Below are 17,252 nucleotides of genomic sequence, written 5' to 3'. Positions count from 1 at the left end.
AGGGCTTATGATATACACTTAATCTGAAACTGCGAGTGCATGAAACTTTTTCCTGAATACATACTTTTCAGGAGGTCCCATGCACTCTGTCGCGATATTACACAAACACCCTCAAAAAGCGGTACCGTCCATCCACCGTACCCGCCTGCAAACATTAATGGCTGCTGTCGGCGCGGTCTTATGCGGCGCTCAGGTATCGATCACGTCCTTAGGCCGCAGCCTTTCCAGTGCGGCTTTCGTCAAACACAAGATCAAGCGCATGGATCGTTTGATCGGCAACACCCGGCTCTATCAGGAACGCTGGAGTCTTTATACTGCACTGACTCGATGGCTGGTACAGGGGTTGTCCCACCCCATTATTCTCATCGACTGGTCACCCTTGCGCGCTGACCAGGAGCATCACGTATTACGTGCATCGTTACCGGTGAGAGGCCGGGCACTGACATTGTATGAGGAAGTGTATCCCCGCTCCAAACTGGGCAATCGCAGAGTCCAACAGGACTTTTTAGCAACACTCAAAACCATGCTGCCGCTGGCGAGTCATCCGATCATCGTAGCGGATTCCGGGTTTCGTGTGCCGTTCTATCGTTACGTCGAACACACACTGGGCTGGCACTGGGTGGGGCGTATCCGGAATCGTGATTTTATCAGTTGGCAGAATCCCGCCGGTGCATGGTTCAGTGCAACGTCGCTGTATGCGAAAGCCACCACCAAACCCGCTGACCTGGGCACGGTTCAGTGGGTGCGGCGGCAGCCGCTGCAAGCTTTTCTCGTTTTGGTGCGGCAACCCAAAAAAGGGCGGCAGCGGTGCAACCAATCGGGCCGCCAGAGTCAGTCACACCACAGTAAGAAACAAGCCAGGCGCGAAAAAGAACCTTGGCTGCTGGTGGCCTCCCTCTCGCTGCAAGCGTTCACCGCCAGGCAGATCATGAAGCTGTACCAAGCGCGGATGCAAATCGAAGAAGGCTTTCGCGACAGCAAAAACTATCGCTATGGCTTGGGCGTGGCCCACGCCAATCGCATTGGCCAGCAGCGCCGCACGAACTTGCTGTTGATCGCCGCATTGGCTGCCTTCCTGCTCTGGTGTATCGGCGTTGCCGGAAAAAACCAACCGGCCAGCGCACACTTCGCTAAGTCCGCCAAGTCCAGGAATCCATCCTCGTTATTTCACCTTCATTCCGGGACGTGCACCTTCATCGGGAGAGAGCAGATGAGGGCCTTCACCGTCTCCCACGGTCCGCACCATTTCCTCGAATCAATAGGGCCGGAATAATTTACATCCAGTGAGATCAGTCGCCTCGCGAAATTTCTCTTTCGCCTCTTCAGGTCGATTCAGTTTTTGGAGAGCATTGCCCCATCCGTTATAGGCCGGAACATACTCTTTATCGATATAGATAGCCTTTTCATACTGTTCGATTGCTTCTTCGGGCCGATTGAGGTTTAGGAGAGCATTGCCCCATCCATTATAGGCGGGTGCATACTTCTCCTTGATATCGATGGCCACTGTTTGATCGCATCCTTTCGACGCCCGAGGTCTAGGAGAACGTTCCCTAAGTTGTAGTAGGCTTGGCCGAATTTCGAATCGTGCTTGATGGCCTTTTCATACTGTTCGATTGCTTCTTCGGGACACTTGAGGTCTAGGAGAGCATTGCCCAATCCATTATAGGCGGGTGCATACTTCTCCTTGATATCAATGGCCTTTTTATACTGTTTGATTGCTTTCTCGGGTTGCTTCATTACTAGGAGAGAGTCGCCCCAAAGGACGTGGATTGGGGAATCACCTGTCTTCGATGGATGATTTAAGCAATACTCAAAGATCTCCACAGATTCGCGATACTCTTTCTCCTGATCCGTGGAAGACGCTAATTTGTGATACCTGTATTGGGCAAGAACTAACGGGTTCGTGAGCCGCCACAGAGCCTCTCCCCCTTTTTCGAATAATTGCTCGACTCGCTCGACTCGCTCGACTCGCTCGACTCGCTCGACTCGCTGAGGAATACGCACGTGTGGTATCTCCGGGGACATGTTTCGCAAGGTCAAAACAAGGCCACCTTTCTCATGCACGAGGTCACCGCGAATATGAACGAGCAAACCAAGCTCTTGCCGAATAAATCGTGAGATGGTTCGCATTGAGAATTGTGTTCCGGGTACCGATATATCCTGTATACGGGCGCTTATTTCAAATTGTTGCAGATTTATGTTCTTACCCCGCCCTGTGAAGGAAGTCTTACCTGGCTCTTCGACGGAAGAGGAGCGCTCGACTCCGCGGTAGGAAAAAGCTTTCTGCGCGTGCAATTCATGCTGGATATTAAGCGCTGCATCCGCAAGCTTCTCGGCAACAACAATGCCCGTATATCCTGATTTCGCAATATCCTCAGGTACCTCTATAGGATCTAAGAAAACCTCGAGTCGCCACACCTGATGGATCACTGACCAGATTCCAAAAGACAAACCAGCAATTAAGGTTAGATCAAAGATAATTTTCCGGCAGCATGAAATCCGTCTCGCAGATAAGGTTTTTTTGATTAGATCAAAGATAAATTTGCAGCAGGATGAAATCCTTCTCGCAAATGATTTTTTTTTGATAGGTTTTTTATCTCTGGGGACTTCTACAGGATCTGGAATTACTTGGGCGCGAACTGCTTGCTTGAGCTTGATAAGGGAACTGAAGCCGAAAAGCAGCAAAACAGTTAATCCTAGACCTCGAATAGGTTTTCGGAATGAAGAAATTCTCTGTCCAACTCCAGTTTTTTGGTAGGTTTTATCCACCTTTGCTTCGATATGATCTTGAGAAAACAAACTAGTAGAAGCCCCGAATTTCTCCTATTTTCTGAGAGAGCAGGAAAACCTATATTGATGAGGAAAATGAGATGAAGTATTTTAGCTCGCGGTGGAGGTCCTCCCCTTTATGCGTCACCTGCGGTTGAGTAAACTTTCATTTCGCTAGCAGATGAATTTCGCCCCAAATTCAACCTGATTCAACCTTTCATACTATCTAAATACATCATTCTGACGAAAACGCAAGAAAATAAAATCAAGGTTCATAGGACCATGATTTCGACACGGATTGACATTCCCGGCTTAAAAGCTTCTCAGGAAGTTTTCCAATTCGTACCTGTATGATATCGAAAGCATCCATACCGCATGAAATTGCTCATTCCTTACGTTTTTCAGAGTTTCTGCTAATTGTTAAATAGTAATTTACGATGAGCACCAGTTTCCGCACAGGCTTTTAAAGCTGTTAAACAAGAGCAAAAGGAGACGCAATAATGACGAAAATTCATCATCGTAGTCGTTCACTTTTCCTTGGGGGTGTACTGGCACTACTGGCTAGCGCCTGTGCTACATGAACGCGGTGAGCGACGTGACGTTGCAGGGGGGCGACAGACAGGCTGGAAGCTTTTCAAAAATACCAAATTAGGCCTTACACGTCGCGCTCTTCAATCGCTGAAGGAATTACTTAGAAGAAATGGAGTTGCTCCAACCAATGACCTGACGCTAAAAATCGATCCTGACGGAGCTTCCTGCACGGCAAAATGTGCGGGCGGAGCGTCGCAAAATTGCGATTCGTCGGAATGCGGAGCGGTTGACGGGGCGGGTTGCTGGGAGCAGGGCGCAGGAGGTAACCCGAACTTCAAGCTTTGCATAACTGCCGAGCCGCCGCCCCAGTAAATGGATGAGACTGTCTAGCGGAGTTATTTAACTTTCATTCCCGGCCGGGCGCCTTCATCGGGAGAGAGCAGGTAAGGACCATCACCGTCTCCCGCCGCCAGTACCATTCCCTCGGATACACCGAACTTCATCTTGCGCGGCGCCAAGTTAGCAACCATGATGGTCAGGCGTCCCTTGAGCTGCTCGGGATCATAGGCGGATTTTATGCCCGCAAATACGGTTCGCTGCTCGGATGCGATATCCAGGGTGAGCTTGAGCAGCTTGTCGGCGCCCGGCACATGCTCCGCATCGAGGATTTTCGCGACCCTGAGATCGATTTTGCCGAAATCCTCGATGGAGATGGTCGACGCACTGGCTTGACCTGCTTCTCCTGCTTTTGCAGGCGCAGGTGTGGCGGAAGAGTTTTTTTCCATGGTTTCTACAGCTTGTGCAGCCTGCTGTGACTCTGCGGGCGCCAGGCTTTCCTTGTTTGCATTGGTAAGCATTTCGATCTGTTTCGGATCGATCCGGGTCATCAAGTGCTCGTAATCGTTGATCCGATGTCCCTCCGGCAATAATCTGTGCTGCGAATTTGCATCCTTCCATGTAAGAGGATCCAATCCCAGGAACTGCTCCGCTTCCATCGCAAGCTTCGGCAACACGGGTTTCAGATACACCGTCAGCATCCGGAACATATTCAACGCGACGCTGCATACTTCATGCAATTCCCTGTCGTTCCTGCTGTCTTTCGCCAATACCCAGGGTTTCATCCGATCCACATATTGGTTGGCCACATCCGCCGCCGACATGATTTCCTTGATCGCTTTGCTGAACTCCCTGCGTTCATAGAAATTTGCAATGGACATATGACGACCGAGGAAAGTATCTCCCTCTCCCAGTTCGCAAAAAAGAAACTGATTGAACCATTTCCGGCTTGCTTCCGAAATGTTGTGCGTAAGCTCGCCACCGAATTTTTTGATGATGAACCCTGCGCATCTGCTGGCGATATTGACATATTTCCCTACCAGATCGCTGTTCACGCGCGCGACAAAATCCTCGAAGTTGAGATCGATATCCTCCATGCTGTCGTTGAGTTTGGCAGCGTAGTAATAACGCAACCATTCCGGATTCAGACATTGCTTCAGATAGCTCTCAGCGGTAATGAAAGTCCCCCGGGATTTGGACATTTTCTGGCCGTTGACGGTGAGAAACCCGTGAGCATAAATCTGAGTAGGGGTGCGATATCCCGAGAATTCCAGCATTGCCGGCCAGAACAGGGCGTGAAAGTAGAGAATATCCTTCCCTATGAAATGCACCATTTCCGTATTGCCACCAGGACGCAGGAATTCATCGATCTCGGCCTGGGTTCGCTGGTTCTGCTTGAAGTAATTCTTGAAGCTGCCGAAATAGCCGACCGGCGCATCCAGCCACACATAGAAAAATTTCTTTCCGCCGGTATGTGGAATAGGGAAGCCGAAATAGGGTGCATCACGCGAGATATCCCAATCCACGAGGCCCGCTGAAAGCCACTCGTTCATTTTATTGGCAGCTTCAGGTTGAAGTCGCGGTCTCGTTTCCAAAGCGACGCCAGGTTGAGCCGGAATCGATTCAAATATCCAGTTTTTGAGGAAAGTTTCGCAACGCACATCCGAGAGTTTGAAGAAATAGTGATTCGAAGTGCGGCGCTCCGGTTTGGCGCCGGAGACGGCAGAGTAGGGGCTGATCAGGTCGGTGGGCGAATAGGTGGCTCCGCAAACCTCACAGGAATCTCCATACTGGTCGCCGGCATGACACCTTGGGCATTCGCCCTTGATGTATCGATCCGGCAAAAACATCTGCTTGACCGGATCATAAAACTGTTCCACCGAACGTTTGGCAATCAGATCCCTTGCCCTGAGCTGACGGTAGATATCTTCGCAAAACGCCTGATTCTCAGGCGAATCGGTAGTGTAATAGTGGTCGAAGCCAATATGGAAACCATCGAAATCCGCCTTATGCTCATGCCATACGCGGTCTATCAGCTGTCGTGGAGTGATGCTTTCCTGCTCTGCGCGAAGCATGATCGGCGTGCCATGCGCGTCGTCCGCGCAAACATAATGGACCTCGTGCTCTTGCATTTTCTGGAAACGAACCCAGATGTCAGTCTGTATGTACTCCACCAGATGGCCGAGATGGATGCTGCCGTTGGCATAGGGCAGGGCCGAGGTGACGAGGATTTTCCGTTTGTTCATCAAGCGATTAAGAAAGGGGTTCGGAATGATGCAAAATGATAATTGTAACAAACTGTGGGGCTTGCGGTCTTTGGGGCTGACGAAAAGGATTTTCAGCACCCGGATTTCCAGCACCCTGGCTCATTTCTGTTTACCTTGCACCTGTGGCCCTTGACGGATTTATCCTGATGGCGTTCCTGTCTTCGACAAGCCTGTCCTGAGCACGGGTCGAACTCGATCTCTCGACAGACTCCGGATCAGGACGAGCGGGAACGAAGGGCTCAGGGGCGCATAGAGGATGAAGGCTTCAGGTCGAGGGGGACGAAGGTTTAAGGCGGAGGGGGCAAAGGGTTGCCTGACGGTATGAGCAGCAATACTTGCTACTCGAGGCACTATCCTCCCCCCCAGCATAACCCCAGAACCCTGTTCCGCTTCAGGAGAGGGAAACGTCCCCTCTTTTCGGAATGAGCACTGCAGCACCTGTCAGCTTTCCTTCCCCCAACCTTGTCAAAGCCGTATTCGCCTCGCTGAGTGGAAAGGATTCCGTAGTCACGCAAATTGGCACTTGCGGTGCCAGTTTTAAGAATTCCTCGGCGTCCCGCCGGGTAAGATTGGCAACGGAAACCAGACGTTTTTCGCGCCATAGGATGTCATAAGGAAAAGCGGGAATGTCACTCATGTGAATTCCCCCGCAGACGACGATTCCGCCGGGACAAATAGCGCGCAGAGCGATAGGCACAAGGGCTCCTACCGGAGCAAAGATGATGGCCGCGTCGAGTTCTTCGGGGGGCACCGTATCCGAACTGCCCGCCCAGACTGCACCCATCTTGTGGGCGAATTCCTGCGCGGTCGCATCACCCGGGCGTGTAAATACAAAAAGTTTGCGCCCTTGGTAATGCAGAATTTGAGCGACAATGTGTGCCGCAGCGCCAAAGCCGTAGATACCTACCCGCTCGGCATTGCCGGTCATCTTGAGTGCGCGGTAGCTGATCAATCCCGCGCATAGCAACGGAGCAGCTTCCGAGTCGCTATAACGGTCCGGAATGCGAAAACAATAGCGGGCGCCTGCGACGGTATATTCCGCATAACCCCCGTCGATCTGATAACCGGTGAATCTGGCATTCGGGCACAGATTTTCCCGCCCATCGAGACAATAGCGGCAATGCCCGCATGTCCAGCCCAGCCAGGGAATACCAATCCTTTCTCCCACTGCGAAATCCCGAACATCCGCTCCGCGTGCAATTACGCGTCCAACGATTTCATGCCCCGGGATAATAGGCAGTTTCGGGTGAGGCAATTCGCCATCCACTACGTGCAGGTCGGTGCGGCAGACTGCACAGGCGGCAATCTCGATCAATAACTGATCAGGACCCGGCTGGGGGCGCGGGATACAGCGCATCTGAACCTTTTCTCGGGGGGCGTCCAACACCATTGCCTGCATCAAGCCGTTTTGGTTTTGCATAGCCATTCTCAAAAAAACAGAAAGCTCAGGATGCTGAACCTGTCCCTACAATAGCGGTTCTATTCACCAATGTGGCGGCACAAGGACGCCTCCCTTCAAGCCCACGTTTGAATAATCTTGCAGCACCGCTTCGGAAATCTGCTGCAATGACCCTGGCTTGCATAAGGCGACGCACGCCCCCCCAAAGCCTGCTCCTGTCAAGCGCGCTCCATAAACATCAGGATGAGCCTGAAGCAGCGTCACCAATTGATCAAGTTGAGAAACCGAGACCTCATAATCGTCGCGCAAACTGGCATGGGATGCGTTCATCAGCATGCCGAACTCCTCGGCGTTGTTGCATTCCGCCGCTCGCAGTACGCGCGCGTTCTCGCTTACGATATGGCGCACTCGTCGGCTCAGGGGCTCAGGCAAAGCATCGGCCAGTGATACATCCTGGAGGTCACGAAGTGTACTCACCCCAAGTTGGCGTGCCGCTTCCTCACACTCGGCACGCCGCTGGTTGTAGCCGCTTCCGGCCAGTGTCCGTGCAACGCCCGAATCGAGTACCAGCACAGCTGAAGCGGGCGGTAAGGGAACCAGCCGTCGCTCAAGCGTAAGGGTGTCCAGCAACAAGGCCTCCCTGGTTCCCGCAAGACTAGCTGCCATCTGATCCATGATGCCACAGCGCACTCCTGCGTACTGGATTTCCGCGCGCTGAGCGAGTTGTGCGATTTGCACATCATCCAGGGGAAAACCGGTCAGCACACGCAGGACTCGCAATGTAGCTACCTCAAGTGCTGCGCTGGAGGACAGGCCGGCTCCCATCGGCACATCTGATTGAATGTAGATATCCAGCACCGGCACCTTCACCCCAACCGCACGAGCTTCCATCAAACATCCATATACGTAGGTCGCGAAGTGCTCAGTTGGAGATTTGCCGAGAGTAAAGTAAACGATGTCATCGAGCGTTTCCGAATACAATGCGTACTGCTCGCTGTTGCTATGACTCACACTCACGCTGACGCTCGTTTGCTGCTCGATCGCAATCGGCAGTACATAACCTTCGTTGTAGTCGGTATGCTCTCCCAGCAGGTTAACGCGGCCCGGCGCACGTGCCACAACCTCAGGCGAATTTCCAAATACAGCCTCGAAACTGCTCACCCCGCCTCCGTAAAATCTGAGCTGCATTGCTTGTCTCGCCGATTTCGAGCCTCAAAGAAAATTCCAGATCGATTGTCGGGAGAACGGCGAAATATATTCATTCGACAGTAACCTCTACCTGCTGAAGCTCGCGCGCTTTTTCCTCAGGCAACGCGTCCATCGCAAAGAAGCCTGCTGCGATTTCTGTACCTGCAAGATATTTGAGCCGATCACGGGTGCGATAGGGGGGATAGAATTCTGCGTGCAGGTGCGATTCAGGATGAGTTTTTCCATCGATCGGGGCCTGGTACCACGCCATCAGATAAGGAAAAGGCCTCTGCCAGAGGCCTTCATATTTGAGCAGAACCGTCTTCAATGCTCGCGCCAGGTCTAACCGTTGATCTGGCGTGAGGTGGATAAAACTTTCAACCGGTTCCGTTGGTGCGACCCAGACCTCATATGGATAACGCGCGCATACCGGGACGAAGGCAACGGCGTGTTCACCCTCATAAAGCATGCGCACACCCGCCTCCCGCTCCCCGGTAATGAGATCCTGTAGCACTCCACTGCCTTTCGCTTCATGGTAGCGTTGCGCCTCCTGCTGCATGCGGCTAGGTACAGGCGGCACAAGGGGGTAGGCGTAAATTTGACCATGTGGATGGTGCAGTGTTACACCAACCTCTGCACCCCGGTTCTCGAATGGCAATACGTAAGCTATATCTCCCCGCTGCGCCATCACAGCGGTACGGTCTGCCCATACTTCCATCAATAATTCGATATGAGCGAGCGGCAAGGCACCAAGCGAAGCTTTGGCATCTTTCGTGAAAACTACTACCTCGCAATGCCCTACAGCCGGCGCGCTTGGCACGATAAGCAAGGGAGGCTCTCCTATTGGCCCCAGGGACGGGAAACGGTTGTCGAAGACAGCCACATCCCAATCACCGGCAGGTACCTCGGTGGGATGAGCGGGATCAGTTGTTATGCCGAGCGGATTATATTCAGGTGGTGGCAAAAATGTCCGCCCCTGCCGATACGCTGCATACGTTACCCACTCTCCGCGTAACGGGTGCCATCGCAGGTGAGGGTGCGCGTTCAGCGGCTCCGCGAAGGGGCTGGGCGCAACGATATCAGGATTAATAGCCTCACGGGAATACAGGGTCAGCCGGCGGCCATCCGGTTTGGTGAGCTCAAGCGAATACACCTAAACACCCCCAGGTATGTAGGTGGGTGAGATGCGCGTGACACGCGCGATTTGTTCAATGGGAATCTTGGGAGTACGATCCGCGCACAGCAGCCCGTTCGCTTCCTGAAAGGTATCGGCAAACTGAGTATAGCAAAAGCCGCTGAAGAGAGCCGTGTGAATCACTGTATGCATCAACTCAGTATACATACGTGCAAATTCCTCTTCGGTGTGGGCAACAGTATAGCCCCAGGTATGCTCGACGCCCGGTTGCGGGCACTTGGCGAAAGCAATCCCGCCGAACTCGCTTAACATGATCGGCTGGCCCCTGTGCGGGTAGCCATCAAGGGTTAGAATTCGCCCGCCCGGACGCCGACGGTCGAACAACTGTTCAGGCTTTATTTCGGCGCCATAACGCTGACGCAGGTGTTCAACGTTGGCGTCATAATCGTGAATACCGATGATATCCGTAGCGCTGCTTTCCCATCCATCGTTACCGATTACCGGGCGCGTTGCATCTAGCGTTTTCGTCAAGTGATACAGCGCTTCGACCGCGTGCCGCTGTTTACCCACCGCGGTAAGTTCGGGTACTCCCCAGGATTCATTGAAAGTTACCCATACAATGACGCAGGGATGACTGTAATCCCGCTCGATAGCTTCAGTCCATTCCCGCACCGTCCTCTTGATGGCGCTGCGAGTGAAACGATATGCGGAAGGCATTTCTTCCCATACCATCAGCCCAAGCTTATCCGCCCAATAGAGATAGCGCGGGTCCTCTATCTTTTGATGTTTGCGCACTCCGTTGAAGCCCATCGCCTTTGCAAGTTCCACATCGCGGCGGAGCGCGTCATCACTCGGCGCGGCTAGCAGTGTCTCCGGCCAGTAGCCCTGGTCAAGCACGAGTCTCAGCGTATAGGGGCGTCCATTTAGCATAAAGCGATCGCGCAAGATGTTGACGGAACGCATTGCAGTGTATGAGACGAACTCGTCCAACACCTCCTCGCCCCGCATCAACCGTACCACTGCATCGATCAATGTGGGACGTTCCGGGCTCCATAGCAACTCATTACGAAAATCATCAATTCCAGGGTCAGACAATATGATGACGCGGTCTACTTCCCGTTCGACTACCCGATAGCGGTCATGCGCGAGCAACTGATCCCCATGGCGCAAACATACGTCTACTGCCAGTTCGTCGGCCTCTTCTCCTATCACGCGCGCTTCGAAGCCTATCGCATATATCTCGACCTGGGGCGTCCACCGAATCTTTTCAATGTAATTTTTGGATACCCGCTCGATCCAGACGGTCTGCCAGATGCCGGTGGTACGGGGATACCAGATGGCATGAGATTCGAGCTGCCAGTCCTGCTTTCCACGCGGCTTGGCCAGTTCGTGCGGATCGTCCTCCACCTGTACCGTCACCTTCTGTTTTCCGGACGGATCGAGCAGAGGGGTGATGTCGCCCCAGAATGGGGTATGCCCCCCTTCGTGGCTGGCGGCAAAACGATCGTTGACCCATACCTTTGCGGAATAGTCTACGGCACCGAAATGCAGGATTACCCGCTCCGAGGAGGGCTCGAAATCAAAATCGCGCTCATACCAGCAGAGTGAATGAAAACTGCGGTCACCGATTCCACTTGCCTCAGATTCGGGTGGAAACGGCACGATGATTTCCATCGGCCAGGACTCGATCTGGGATGGATGTGTGAAAGTACGCGCATCATCGTAGCGAAAGCGCCAGACTCCATTGAGCGGGGTCCAGTTGGAGCGCTGCATCTGCGGTCGAGGGTGCGCGAACTTCAATGCATTCTCCTCCTAAAGCGCTGCATGCTTGCTCATCATTGGGACGAGCGGCTACTCAAGTATGACTGATATCTGCGATAAACTTGGGACTATTAGATAAATATAGTAGATAGCAACCGGCTTGGTTAGCTACTTAGCCCCGGTTGACAAACAGCGACTGCTTTAATCTGGTAGGTGGCGGAGAGAGAGGGATTCGAACCCTCGATAAGCTTTTTGAGCCTATACTCCCTTAGCAGGGGAGCGCCTTCGACCACTCGGCCATCTCTCCAACAAAGCCGCACTAGGATAGCGGTTTAGAACTCCTGGGTCAAACAAAGGTTATGAAAGGAACGCGGTAAGCGGAATATCATGATATCTGATCGAGTTCGAATACCTTGTGCAAGACACGTACCGCCAACTCCATGTATTTTTCATCCACGACTACGGAAATCTTGATTTCGGAGGTGGAGATCATCTGAATATTGATGCCTTCTTCCGCCAGCGTACGGAACATTCTGCTGGCAATGCCCACATGCGAACGCATGCCGACACCCACTACCGAGACTTTCGCGATTCTGTCGCCTCCGATCACTCCCCGGGCGCCGATGTGAGGCTGCACCTGATTTTTCAGGATATCCATCGTTCTCGCAAATTCATTGCGATTCACGGTAAATGAAAAATCGGTCATGTCATCGTGGCCGACATTCTGGATGATCATGTCCACATCGATATTCGCATCCGCCACGGGACCGAGAATCTGATAGGCGATACCGGGACGGTCCGGCACACCCAGCACCGTAATCTTGGCTTCGTCACGATTGAATGCGATGCCTGAAATAATCGCCCGCTCCATGTTTTTTTCTTCCTCGAAAGTGATGAGGGTACCTTCTCCTTCTTCCTCGAAACTGGAGAGCACCCGCAATTTAACTTTGTATTTACCCGCGAACTCCACCGCGCGGATCTGCAGCACCTTGGAACCGAGGCTTGCCATTTCAAGCATTTCTTCAAAGGTAACAGTCTTGAGTTTGCGCGCTTCGGGCACAATTCGGGGGTCGGTCGTGTAAACCCCGTCTACATCCGTGTAGATCTGGCATTCATCCGCCTTGAGCGCTGCCGCGAGGGCAACAGCCGTAGTGTCCGAACCGCCTCGGCCCAATGTGGTGATACTGCCTGCCTCGTCCACTCCCTGAAAGCCCGCTACTGCCACCACATATCCCGCATCGAGGTCGGCGCGTATCCTGTCCTCATCGATTTTGAGTATGCGCGCCTTGGTATAGGCGCTATCGGTGTGAATGCGCACCTGGGGGCCGGTGTAGCTTTTCGCCTTGATGCCCAGATCCATCAGCGCCATTGACAGCAGAGCGACAGAAACCTGCTCCCCGGTGGAAACCATGACATCCAGCTCGCGGGGGTCCGGATGAGCCTGGAATTCCCTCGCCAGCGCAATAAGACGATTTGTCTCTCCGCTCATGGCGGATACCACGACCACCACCCGATCGCCGCGAGCCTGGAATCTCGCCACCCGGCGGGCGACATTCTTGATGCGCTCCGTGCTGCCCACCGATGTGCCGCCGTATTTTTGAACGATAAATGTCACGATAACCTGCTTAACTGAGAATGGCAAAGCCGTGGCCGAAATGCCACATGTCGGATCAATTTAGGGGTTTAAAGTCCTGGCATGGATATTGTGTTCGAATTTTACCTTATTACCGGAAAGAAAACCCGAGAACCTTTGCAGAAGCTTTTTTCAGGTTCCGCGATATGCAAAATGATAAACGGAAAAACCCCAGGATATTGACGTAGGTCAAATTCAGGGCCTGGAGTCGCTCCATTCGGGGAAAACCTGATTGATTCAGGGGTTTCTTAATACTTGCATAGAATAAAAAAACAAATTAAATTTATGTATGTGCAATACTCCTATAACATAAAAGCGCGTCTATTCTAACTACATAACCTGTCGAGATGCCCCCATGAAACTCTTCGAAGAAATATCCAATCCTCGTGAAATTCGACGCAAACTGGGTCTCAATCAGCATGATTTCTGGAGCAAGGTCGGTGTCACCCAAAGCGGCGGCTCCCGTTATGAGAGTGGACGAAATATGCCCAGACCGGTAAGGGAACTGGTACGGCTGGTGCATATCGAGCACATCGATCTTTCCAAGATCAAGAAAGACGATCTGGCAGTTGCAGCCTTACTGAAAAGCAAGGATCCTGAGCTGTACAAGAGTCTGAAGAAAGCCTCCAAGGCCAAGCAGTAGGACAATATCGAAGCCTGTCCGGATCACTGCTCAAGCTTTCATCGGAGAATCAGGAAGGAGAAAAATTCAAGCTATGGATTCAGCTTTACAGCGAGTCCCCGGCGTCTTATTTGTTCCGAAAATGCCTCCATCCACTCCTGCCTGATCTTCGTGAGCCGAGATGCTTCCGGCTGCAAGGATGGACGCGCAAGACCATACAGAAGCACGCCTTCGAGTACTCCCCCCTCGCTCAGGAATTCCTCGATAAATCTCAAATACGCTTCAGATTCATTTCTGGAAGGTGGCATCCCGTCGATTTGAAATACGCAGGTCTGCAACCATGTAGGGCACAGGGATGCAGACAGTTGCAGATTCCTGCGCATTTTTTTTAAGCTCATGCGTGTGTTATTGATCAGCTGCCTTCCCTCGCGGGTGACGCTGTCCAGTTTGAACCATACTTCGCCACTGAGCGTGGCCATCCGGCTCAACCCGCGCTGGACACTGTCGCGATCTATCAGACTGCCATTTGTGATCAATACCAGCTTAAGCGCTTCGGGCAGATCGAAATCATTTTTTACCCGTCCGAGCAGTTCGATGACTTGCTCGAATTCCCTGGCGCTGGTCGACTCGCCATTGCCGGATAAAGCGATATCATGGAGACGTCTTGCCTCAGCAGGTACCTGTCTTTGCATGAAATCGCCATATACGATTCCGTGCAACAAAGCCCGCAACTCGGCTTCGAGTTTTGCCAGGTCAATCGCGGGAGCAGTGCCTCGCGAGAGATTCGGTACCTGGCAGTAGATGCAACGCCAGTTACATGCATTGTTCGGATTAAGATTGATTCCGATCGACACACCCCCGGCACGGCGCGAAATAACCGGATAAACATAGGTCATCCCGGTTATATCGCGGCTATGATCTGCTACATCCAATCGTTTGGAAATTTGCTGCAATGCTACAATCCCGATAATGTTAATTACACGCAGGCTGGAATTCGACGCCGGCCACCGTATACCTTCCCACAAGAGCCAGTGCCGGCATCTGCACGGCCATCGTTACGCCATAGAAATCACCCTGTCAGGCGAAATTATTACTGAGCCCGGCATCTCCGAGCAAGGCATGGTCATGGATTATTCGGAGGTCAAACGCATTGCGAAAGAAGTGCTGGTGGATAAATGGGACCATGCGTTCCTTGCATATGCGGAAGACCACAAGTTGCTGGAATTCCTCCAATCCCTCGAAGACCATAAAACCGTGGTGCTGCATACGCCACCCACGGCGGAAAATCTGGCTCTGACCGCTTTCCACATACTCGATGAAGCATATCAGGATCGCTATGGCAATCATCTCAGGCTGGAGCAAGTGCGCCTGTTCGAAACTCCCAACTGCTGGGCGGATGCGGTGCGAGGGCAACTTTGATTGTCCATCTCATCCCATATCCCCTGTTTGATGATCGATCACAACATGGCAGTAACCGGAACAGGCATTCATGAAATCAAGAGGATCGAGACTATCTGTTTTGAAGGTGAGGAATCTTCTCTTCGTTGCAACCGCACATGCTTTTTTTGCTAACATGACATCGCGAGTAACCACTGAGGATTGAAATGCTGAATCAACCCGTTCCCGATTTTGAACTTCCTTCGACCAGTAATAAGACATTTCGTTTATCCGCAGCCCGTGAAAAAAACCTGGTCATCTATTTCTATCCAAAGGACGATACGCCGGGATGCACCACCGAGGGCCAGGAATTCCGGGATGCTTACACCGAATTTACCGACGCCGATTGCGACATAGTGGGTATTTCACGGGACAACCTCAAGTCTCACGAGAAATTCAAGGCAAAAATGAATTTTCCGTTCGAGTTGCTGAGCGACACGGACGAGACGGTTTGCAACCTGTTCGATGTGATGAAGATGAAAAACATGTACGGTAAGCAGGTCCGCGGCATCGACCGGAGCACATTCGTGGTCGATACGAAAGGGATACTTCGGCGCGAATGGCGAAGTGTCAAAGTGACGGGACATGTCCAGGAGGTCCTGGAGTTTGTGAAAACCCTGCCCAGCGAGAATCATGAGTCCTAGAAAGTCTGGTTCTTCCACGGCTTCCAAGTCATCTGCTTCCATCGCTCCAGTCACCCGTCTGATGCCCAAGCTGTTCGTGCTCGACAGCAACGTGCTGATGCATGATCCCATCAGCTTGTTCCGCTTTCAGGAGCATGACATCTATATCACGATGACAACCCTTGAGGAACTCGACAACAACAAGAAAGGGATGTCGGAGGTTGCCCGCAATGCACGTCAAACAAGCCGTTTTCTCGATGAAATCGTCAGCAGCGCGATAACCGATATTGACGAAGGCATTTCTTTACAGTCGCATGGCACCAAGAATGCAACCGGCAGGCTGTTCCTCCAGACGCAGGCGATCACGAACGTTCTGCCGGTATATCTGGCAAGCGGCAGCGCGGACAACCAGATTATCGGAGCAGTCAAGTTTTTGCACGATACCCACCAGAACCGCGTTGTCACACTGGTTTCCAAAGACATCAACATGCGCATCAAGGCGCGGGCCTTGGGGCTGGCGGCCGAGGATTATTTCAATGACAAGGTTCTGGAAGACACCGATGTCCTCTTTTCAGGCATCCAGGAACTGCCAGAGGATTTCTGGGATGAACACGGCAAGGATATGGAATCCTGGCAGCAGTCGGGGCAGACATTTTATCGTGTGACGGGTCCCCTTGCCGGGGGCTTTGTAATCAATCAATTCGTTTATCTGGAGCATGACAAACCGTTTTACGCGCAGGTCAAGGAGACTAGCGGAAGAACAGCCGTTCTGCAGACGCTGAAAGATTATACTCATCAAAAGAACAATGTGTGGGGCATCACGGCGCGGAATCGCGAGCAGAATTTCGCGTTCAATCTGCTGATGAACCCGGAAGTAGATTTTGTCACCCTGCTGGGACAGGCAGGTACCGGCAAGACGTTGCTTACGCTGGCAGCAGGTCTGATGCAGACACTGGAGCACAAGGTGTATTCTGAAATCATCATGACGCGCGTGACAGTGCCGGTGGGGGAGGATATCGGATTTCTGCCCGGAACCGAGGAAGAAAAGATGACTCCCTGGATGGGCGCACTGGAAGACAATCTGGACGTGCTCAACAAGACAGATAGCAGCGCCGGAGAATGGGGACGAGCAGCGACACTCGATTTGATTCGCTCCCGGATCAAGATAAAATCGCTCAACTTCATGCGGGGGCGCACTTTCATCAACAAGTTTCTGATAATCGACGAAGCGCAGAACCTGACACCTAAGCAGATGAAAACCCTTATTACCCGTGCCGGCCCTGCCACAAAGGTCGTGTGCCTGGGTAACATCGCGCAGATAGATACGCCCTATTTGTCGGAGGGAAGCTCAGGGCTGACCTACGTGGTGGACCGGTTCAAGGGATGGAATCACAGCGGCCATGTCACGTTGCAACGCGGCGAGCGTTCCAGGCTGGCGGATTATGCTGCAGAGATACTGTAAGCGCTATCCCTGCCAAGACCCGCGCACCTTCTCCGCTCTTGGCGGTAGGTCGAGCTAGCCGGATAAGTCTTGGTCGTCGGGCAGAGCCC

General features: G+C 52.5%; 14 protein-coding genes and 1 tRNA gene. 5 read left to right on the top strand and 10 right to left on the bottom strand.

Annotated elements, in window-relative coordinates; translation table 11 throughout:
• Positions 1–157: 157 nt before the first annotated feature.
• Positions 158–1,273 carry an IS4 family transposase gene (locus BMY01_RS07870; protein ID WP_217638630.1) on the top strand — a complete coding sequence of 372 codons (1,116 nt, stop codon included), beginning with the start codon at positions 158–160 and terminating at the stop codon, positions 1,271–1,273.
• On the opposite strand, the gene BMY01_RS18770 is transcribed toward BMY01_RS07870, so the two are convergent.
• From BMY01_RS18770 to BMY01_RS07825, 9 genes are all read right to left on the bottom strand, one after another.
• A complete protein-coding gene (locus tag BMY01_RS18770; protein ID WP_074745922.1) occupies positions 1,256–1,504 on the bottom strand; it encodes a tetratricopeptide repeat protein in 249 nt (82 codons plus the stop codon). The genes BMY01_RS07870 and BMY01_RS18770 overlap by 18 nt on opposite strands.
• The gene (locus tag BMY01_RS07860) at positions 1,441–2,769 is read right to left on the bottom strand and encodes a tetratricopeptide repeat protein (RefSeq protein WP_139176797.1); all 1,329 of its coding nucleotides are present in this window, start codon (positions 2,767–2,769) and stop codon (positions 1,441–1,443) included. The genes BMY01_RS18770 and BMY01_RS07860 overlap by 64 nt, the downstream gene beginning before the upstream one ends.
• 926 nt (positions 2,770–3,695) lie before the next feature.
• Complete coding sequence (metG, locus tag BMY01_RS07855) at positions 3,696–5,882, bottom strand: methionine--tRNA ligase (RefSeq protein ID WP_074746021.1); 2,187 nt, start codon at positions 5,880–5,882, stop codon at positions 3,696–3,698.
• Between the two features lie 412 nt (positions 5,883–6,294).
• Positions 6,295–7,323 (bottom strand): zinc-dependent alcohol dehydrogenase family protein, encoded by a 1,029-nt coding sequence (locus BMY01_RS07850; RefSeq protein ID WP_254772658.1) that lies wholly within the window; start codon positions 7,321–7,323, stop codon positions 6,295–6,297.
• 63 nt (positions 7,324–7,386) lie between these two features.
• Entirely contained in the window at positions 7,387–8,490 is a 1,104-nt protein-coding gene (gene galK, locus BMY01_RS07845; protein ID WP_074745918.1) for a galactokinase, read from the bottom strand.
• Positions 8,491–8,560: 70 nt separating this feature from the next.
• Positions 8,561–9,643, bottom strand: a complete 1,083-nt coding sequence (gene galT, locus BMY01_RS07840) for a galactose-1-phosphate uridylyltransferase (RefSeq protein WP_074745916.1) — start codon at positions 9,641–9,643, stop codon at positions 8,561–8,563.
• Positions 9,644–11,425: a glycoside hydrolase family 2 protein gene (locus BMY01_RS07835; protein WP_217638628.1), complete on the bottom strand. Its 1,782-nt coding sequence runs from the start codon at positions 11,423–11,425 to the stop codon at positions 9,644–9,646.
• Between the two features lie 175 nt (positions 11,426–11,600).
• Positions 11,601–11,693, bottom strand: a tRNA-Ser gene (locus tag BMY01_RS07830).
• A 78-nt stretch (positions 11,694–11,771) separates the two neighbouring features.
• A complete protein-coding gene (locus BMY01_RS07825) occupies positions 11,772–13,001 on the bottom strand; it encodes an aspartate kinase (RefSeq protein ID WP_074745912.1) in 1,230 nt (409 codons plus the stop codon).
• Between the two features lie 373 nt (positions 13,002–13,374).
• Between BMY01_RS07825 and BMY01_RS07820 the strand changes: the two genes are divergently transcribed.
• Entirely contained in the window at positions 13,375–13,662 is a 288-nt protein-coding gene (locus BMY01_RS07820) for a helix-turn-helix domain-containing protein (protein ID WP_011381257.1), read from the top strand.
• A gap of 71 nt (positions 13,663–13,733) precedes the next feature.
• Here BMY01_RS07820 and BMY01_RS07815 read toward each other — a convergent pair whose 3' ends face one another.
• Positions 13,734–14,537 (bottom strand): radical SAM protein, encoded by an 804-nt coding sequence (locus tag BMY01_RS07815; protein ID WP_074745910.1) that lies wholly within the window; start codon positions 14,535–14,537, stop codon positions 13,734–13,736.
• A gap of 73 nt (positions 14,538–14,610) precedes the next feature.
• Between BMY01_RS07815 and queD the strand changes: the two genes are divergently transcribed.
• The 3 genes from queD (at position 14,611) to BMY01_RS07800 (ending at position 17,163) form a co-directional block, all read left to right on the top strand.
• On the top strand, positions 14,611–15,060 hold the full coding sequence (gene queD, locus BMY01_RS07810) for a 6-carboxytetrahydropterin synthase QueD (protein WP_074745907.1): 450 nt from the start codon (positions 14,611–14,613) through the stop codon (positions 15,058–15,060).
• A gap of 185 nt (positions 15,061–15,245) precedes the next feature.
• Positions 15,246–15,722 carry a peroxiredoxin gene (locus tag BMY01_RS07805; RefSeq protein ID WP_074745905.1) on the top strand — a complete coding sequence of 159 codons (477 nt, stop codon included), beginning with the start codon at positions 15,246–15,248 and terminating at the stop codon, positions 15,720–15,722.
• The gene (locus BMY01_RS07800) at positions 15,712–17,163 is read left to right on the top strand and encodes a PhoH family protein (RefSeq protein WP_074745903.1); all 1,452 of its coding nucleotides are present in this window, start codon (positions 15,712–15,714) and stop codon (positions 17,161–17,163) included. The genes BMY01_RS07805 and BMY01_RS07800 overlap by 11 nt, the downstream gene beginning before the upstream one ends.
• Positions 17,164–17,252 lie beyond the last annotated feature (89 nt).

Source organism: Nitrosospira multiformis (assembly GCF_900110185.1).
GTDB lineage: Bacteria > Pseudomonadota > Gammaproteobacteria > Burkholderiales > Nitrosomonadaceae > Nitrosospira > Nitrosospira multiformis_A.
The sequence above is the reverse complement of the archived record's forward strand: the minus strand, read 5'-3'. Positions and strand labels throughout refer to the sequence as shown.

Bases quoted from the DNA above. Each gene is read 5' to 3' on its own strand.
- BMY01_RS07815 (WP_074745910.1), bottom strand. From the start codon at position 14,537: ATGACCTATGTTTATCCGGTTATTTCGCGCCGTGCCGGGGGTGTGTCG.
- BMY01_RS07820 (WP_011381257.1), top strand. From the start codon at position 13,375: ATGAAACTCTTCGAAGAAATATCCAATCCTCGTGAAATTCGACGCAAA.
- BMY01_RS07800 (WP_074745903.1), top strand. From the start codon at position 15,712: ATGAGTCCTAGAAAGTCTGGTTCTTCCACGGCTTCCAAGTCATCTGCT.
- BMY01_RS07850 (WP_254772658.1), bottom strand. From the start codon at position 7,323: ATGCAAAACCAAAACGGCTTGATGCAGGCAATGGTGTTGGACGCCCCC.
- BMY01_RS07805 (WP_074745905.1), top strand. From the start codon at position 15,246: ATGCTGAATCAACCCGTTCCCGATTTTGAACTTCCTTCGACCAGTAAT.
- metG (WP_074746021.1), bottom strand. From the start codon at position 5,882: ATGAACAAACGGAAAATCCTCGTCACCTCGGCCCTGCCCTATGCCAAC.
- queD (WP_074745907.1), top strand. From the start codon at position 14,611: ATGTTAATTACACGCAGGCTGGAATTCGACGCCGGCCACCGTATACCT.
- BMY01_RS07870 (WP_217638630.1), top strand. From the start codon at position 158: ATGGCTGCTGTCGGCGCGGTCTTATGCGGCGCTCAGGTATCGATCACG.
- galK (WP_074745918.1), bottom strand. From the start codon at position 8,490: ATGCAGCTCAGATTTTACGGAGGCGGGGTGAGCAGTTTCGAGGCTGTA.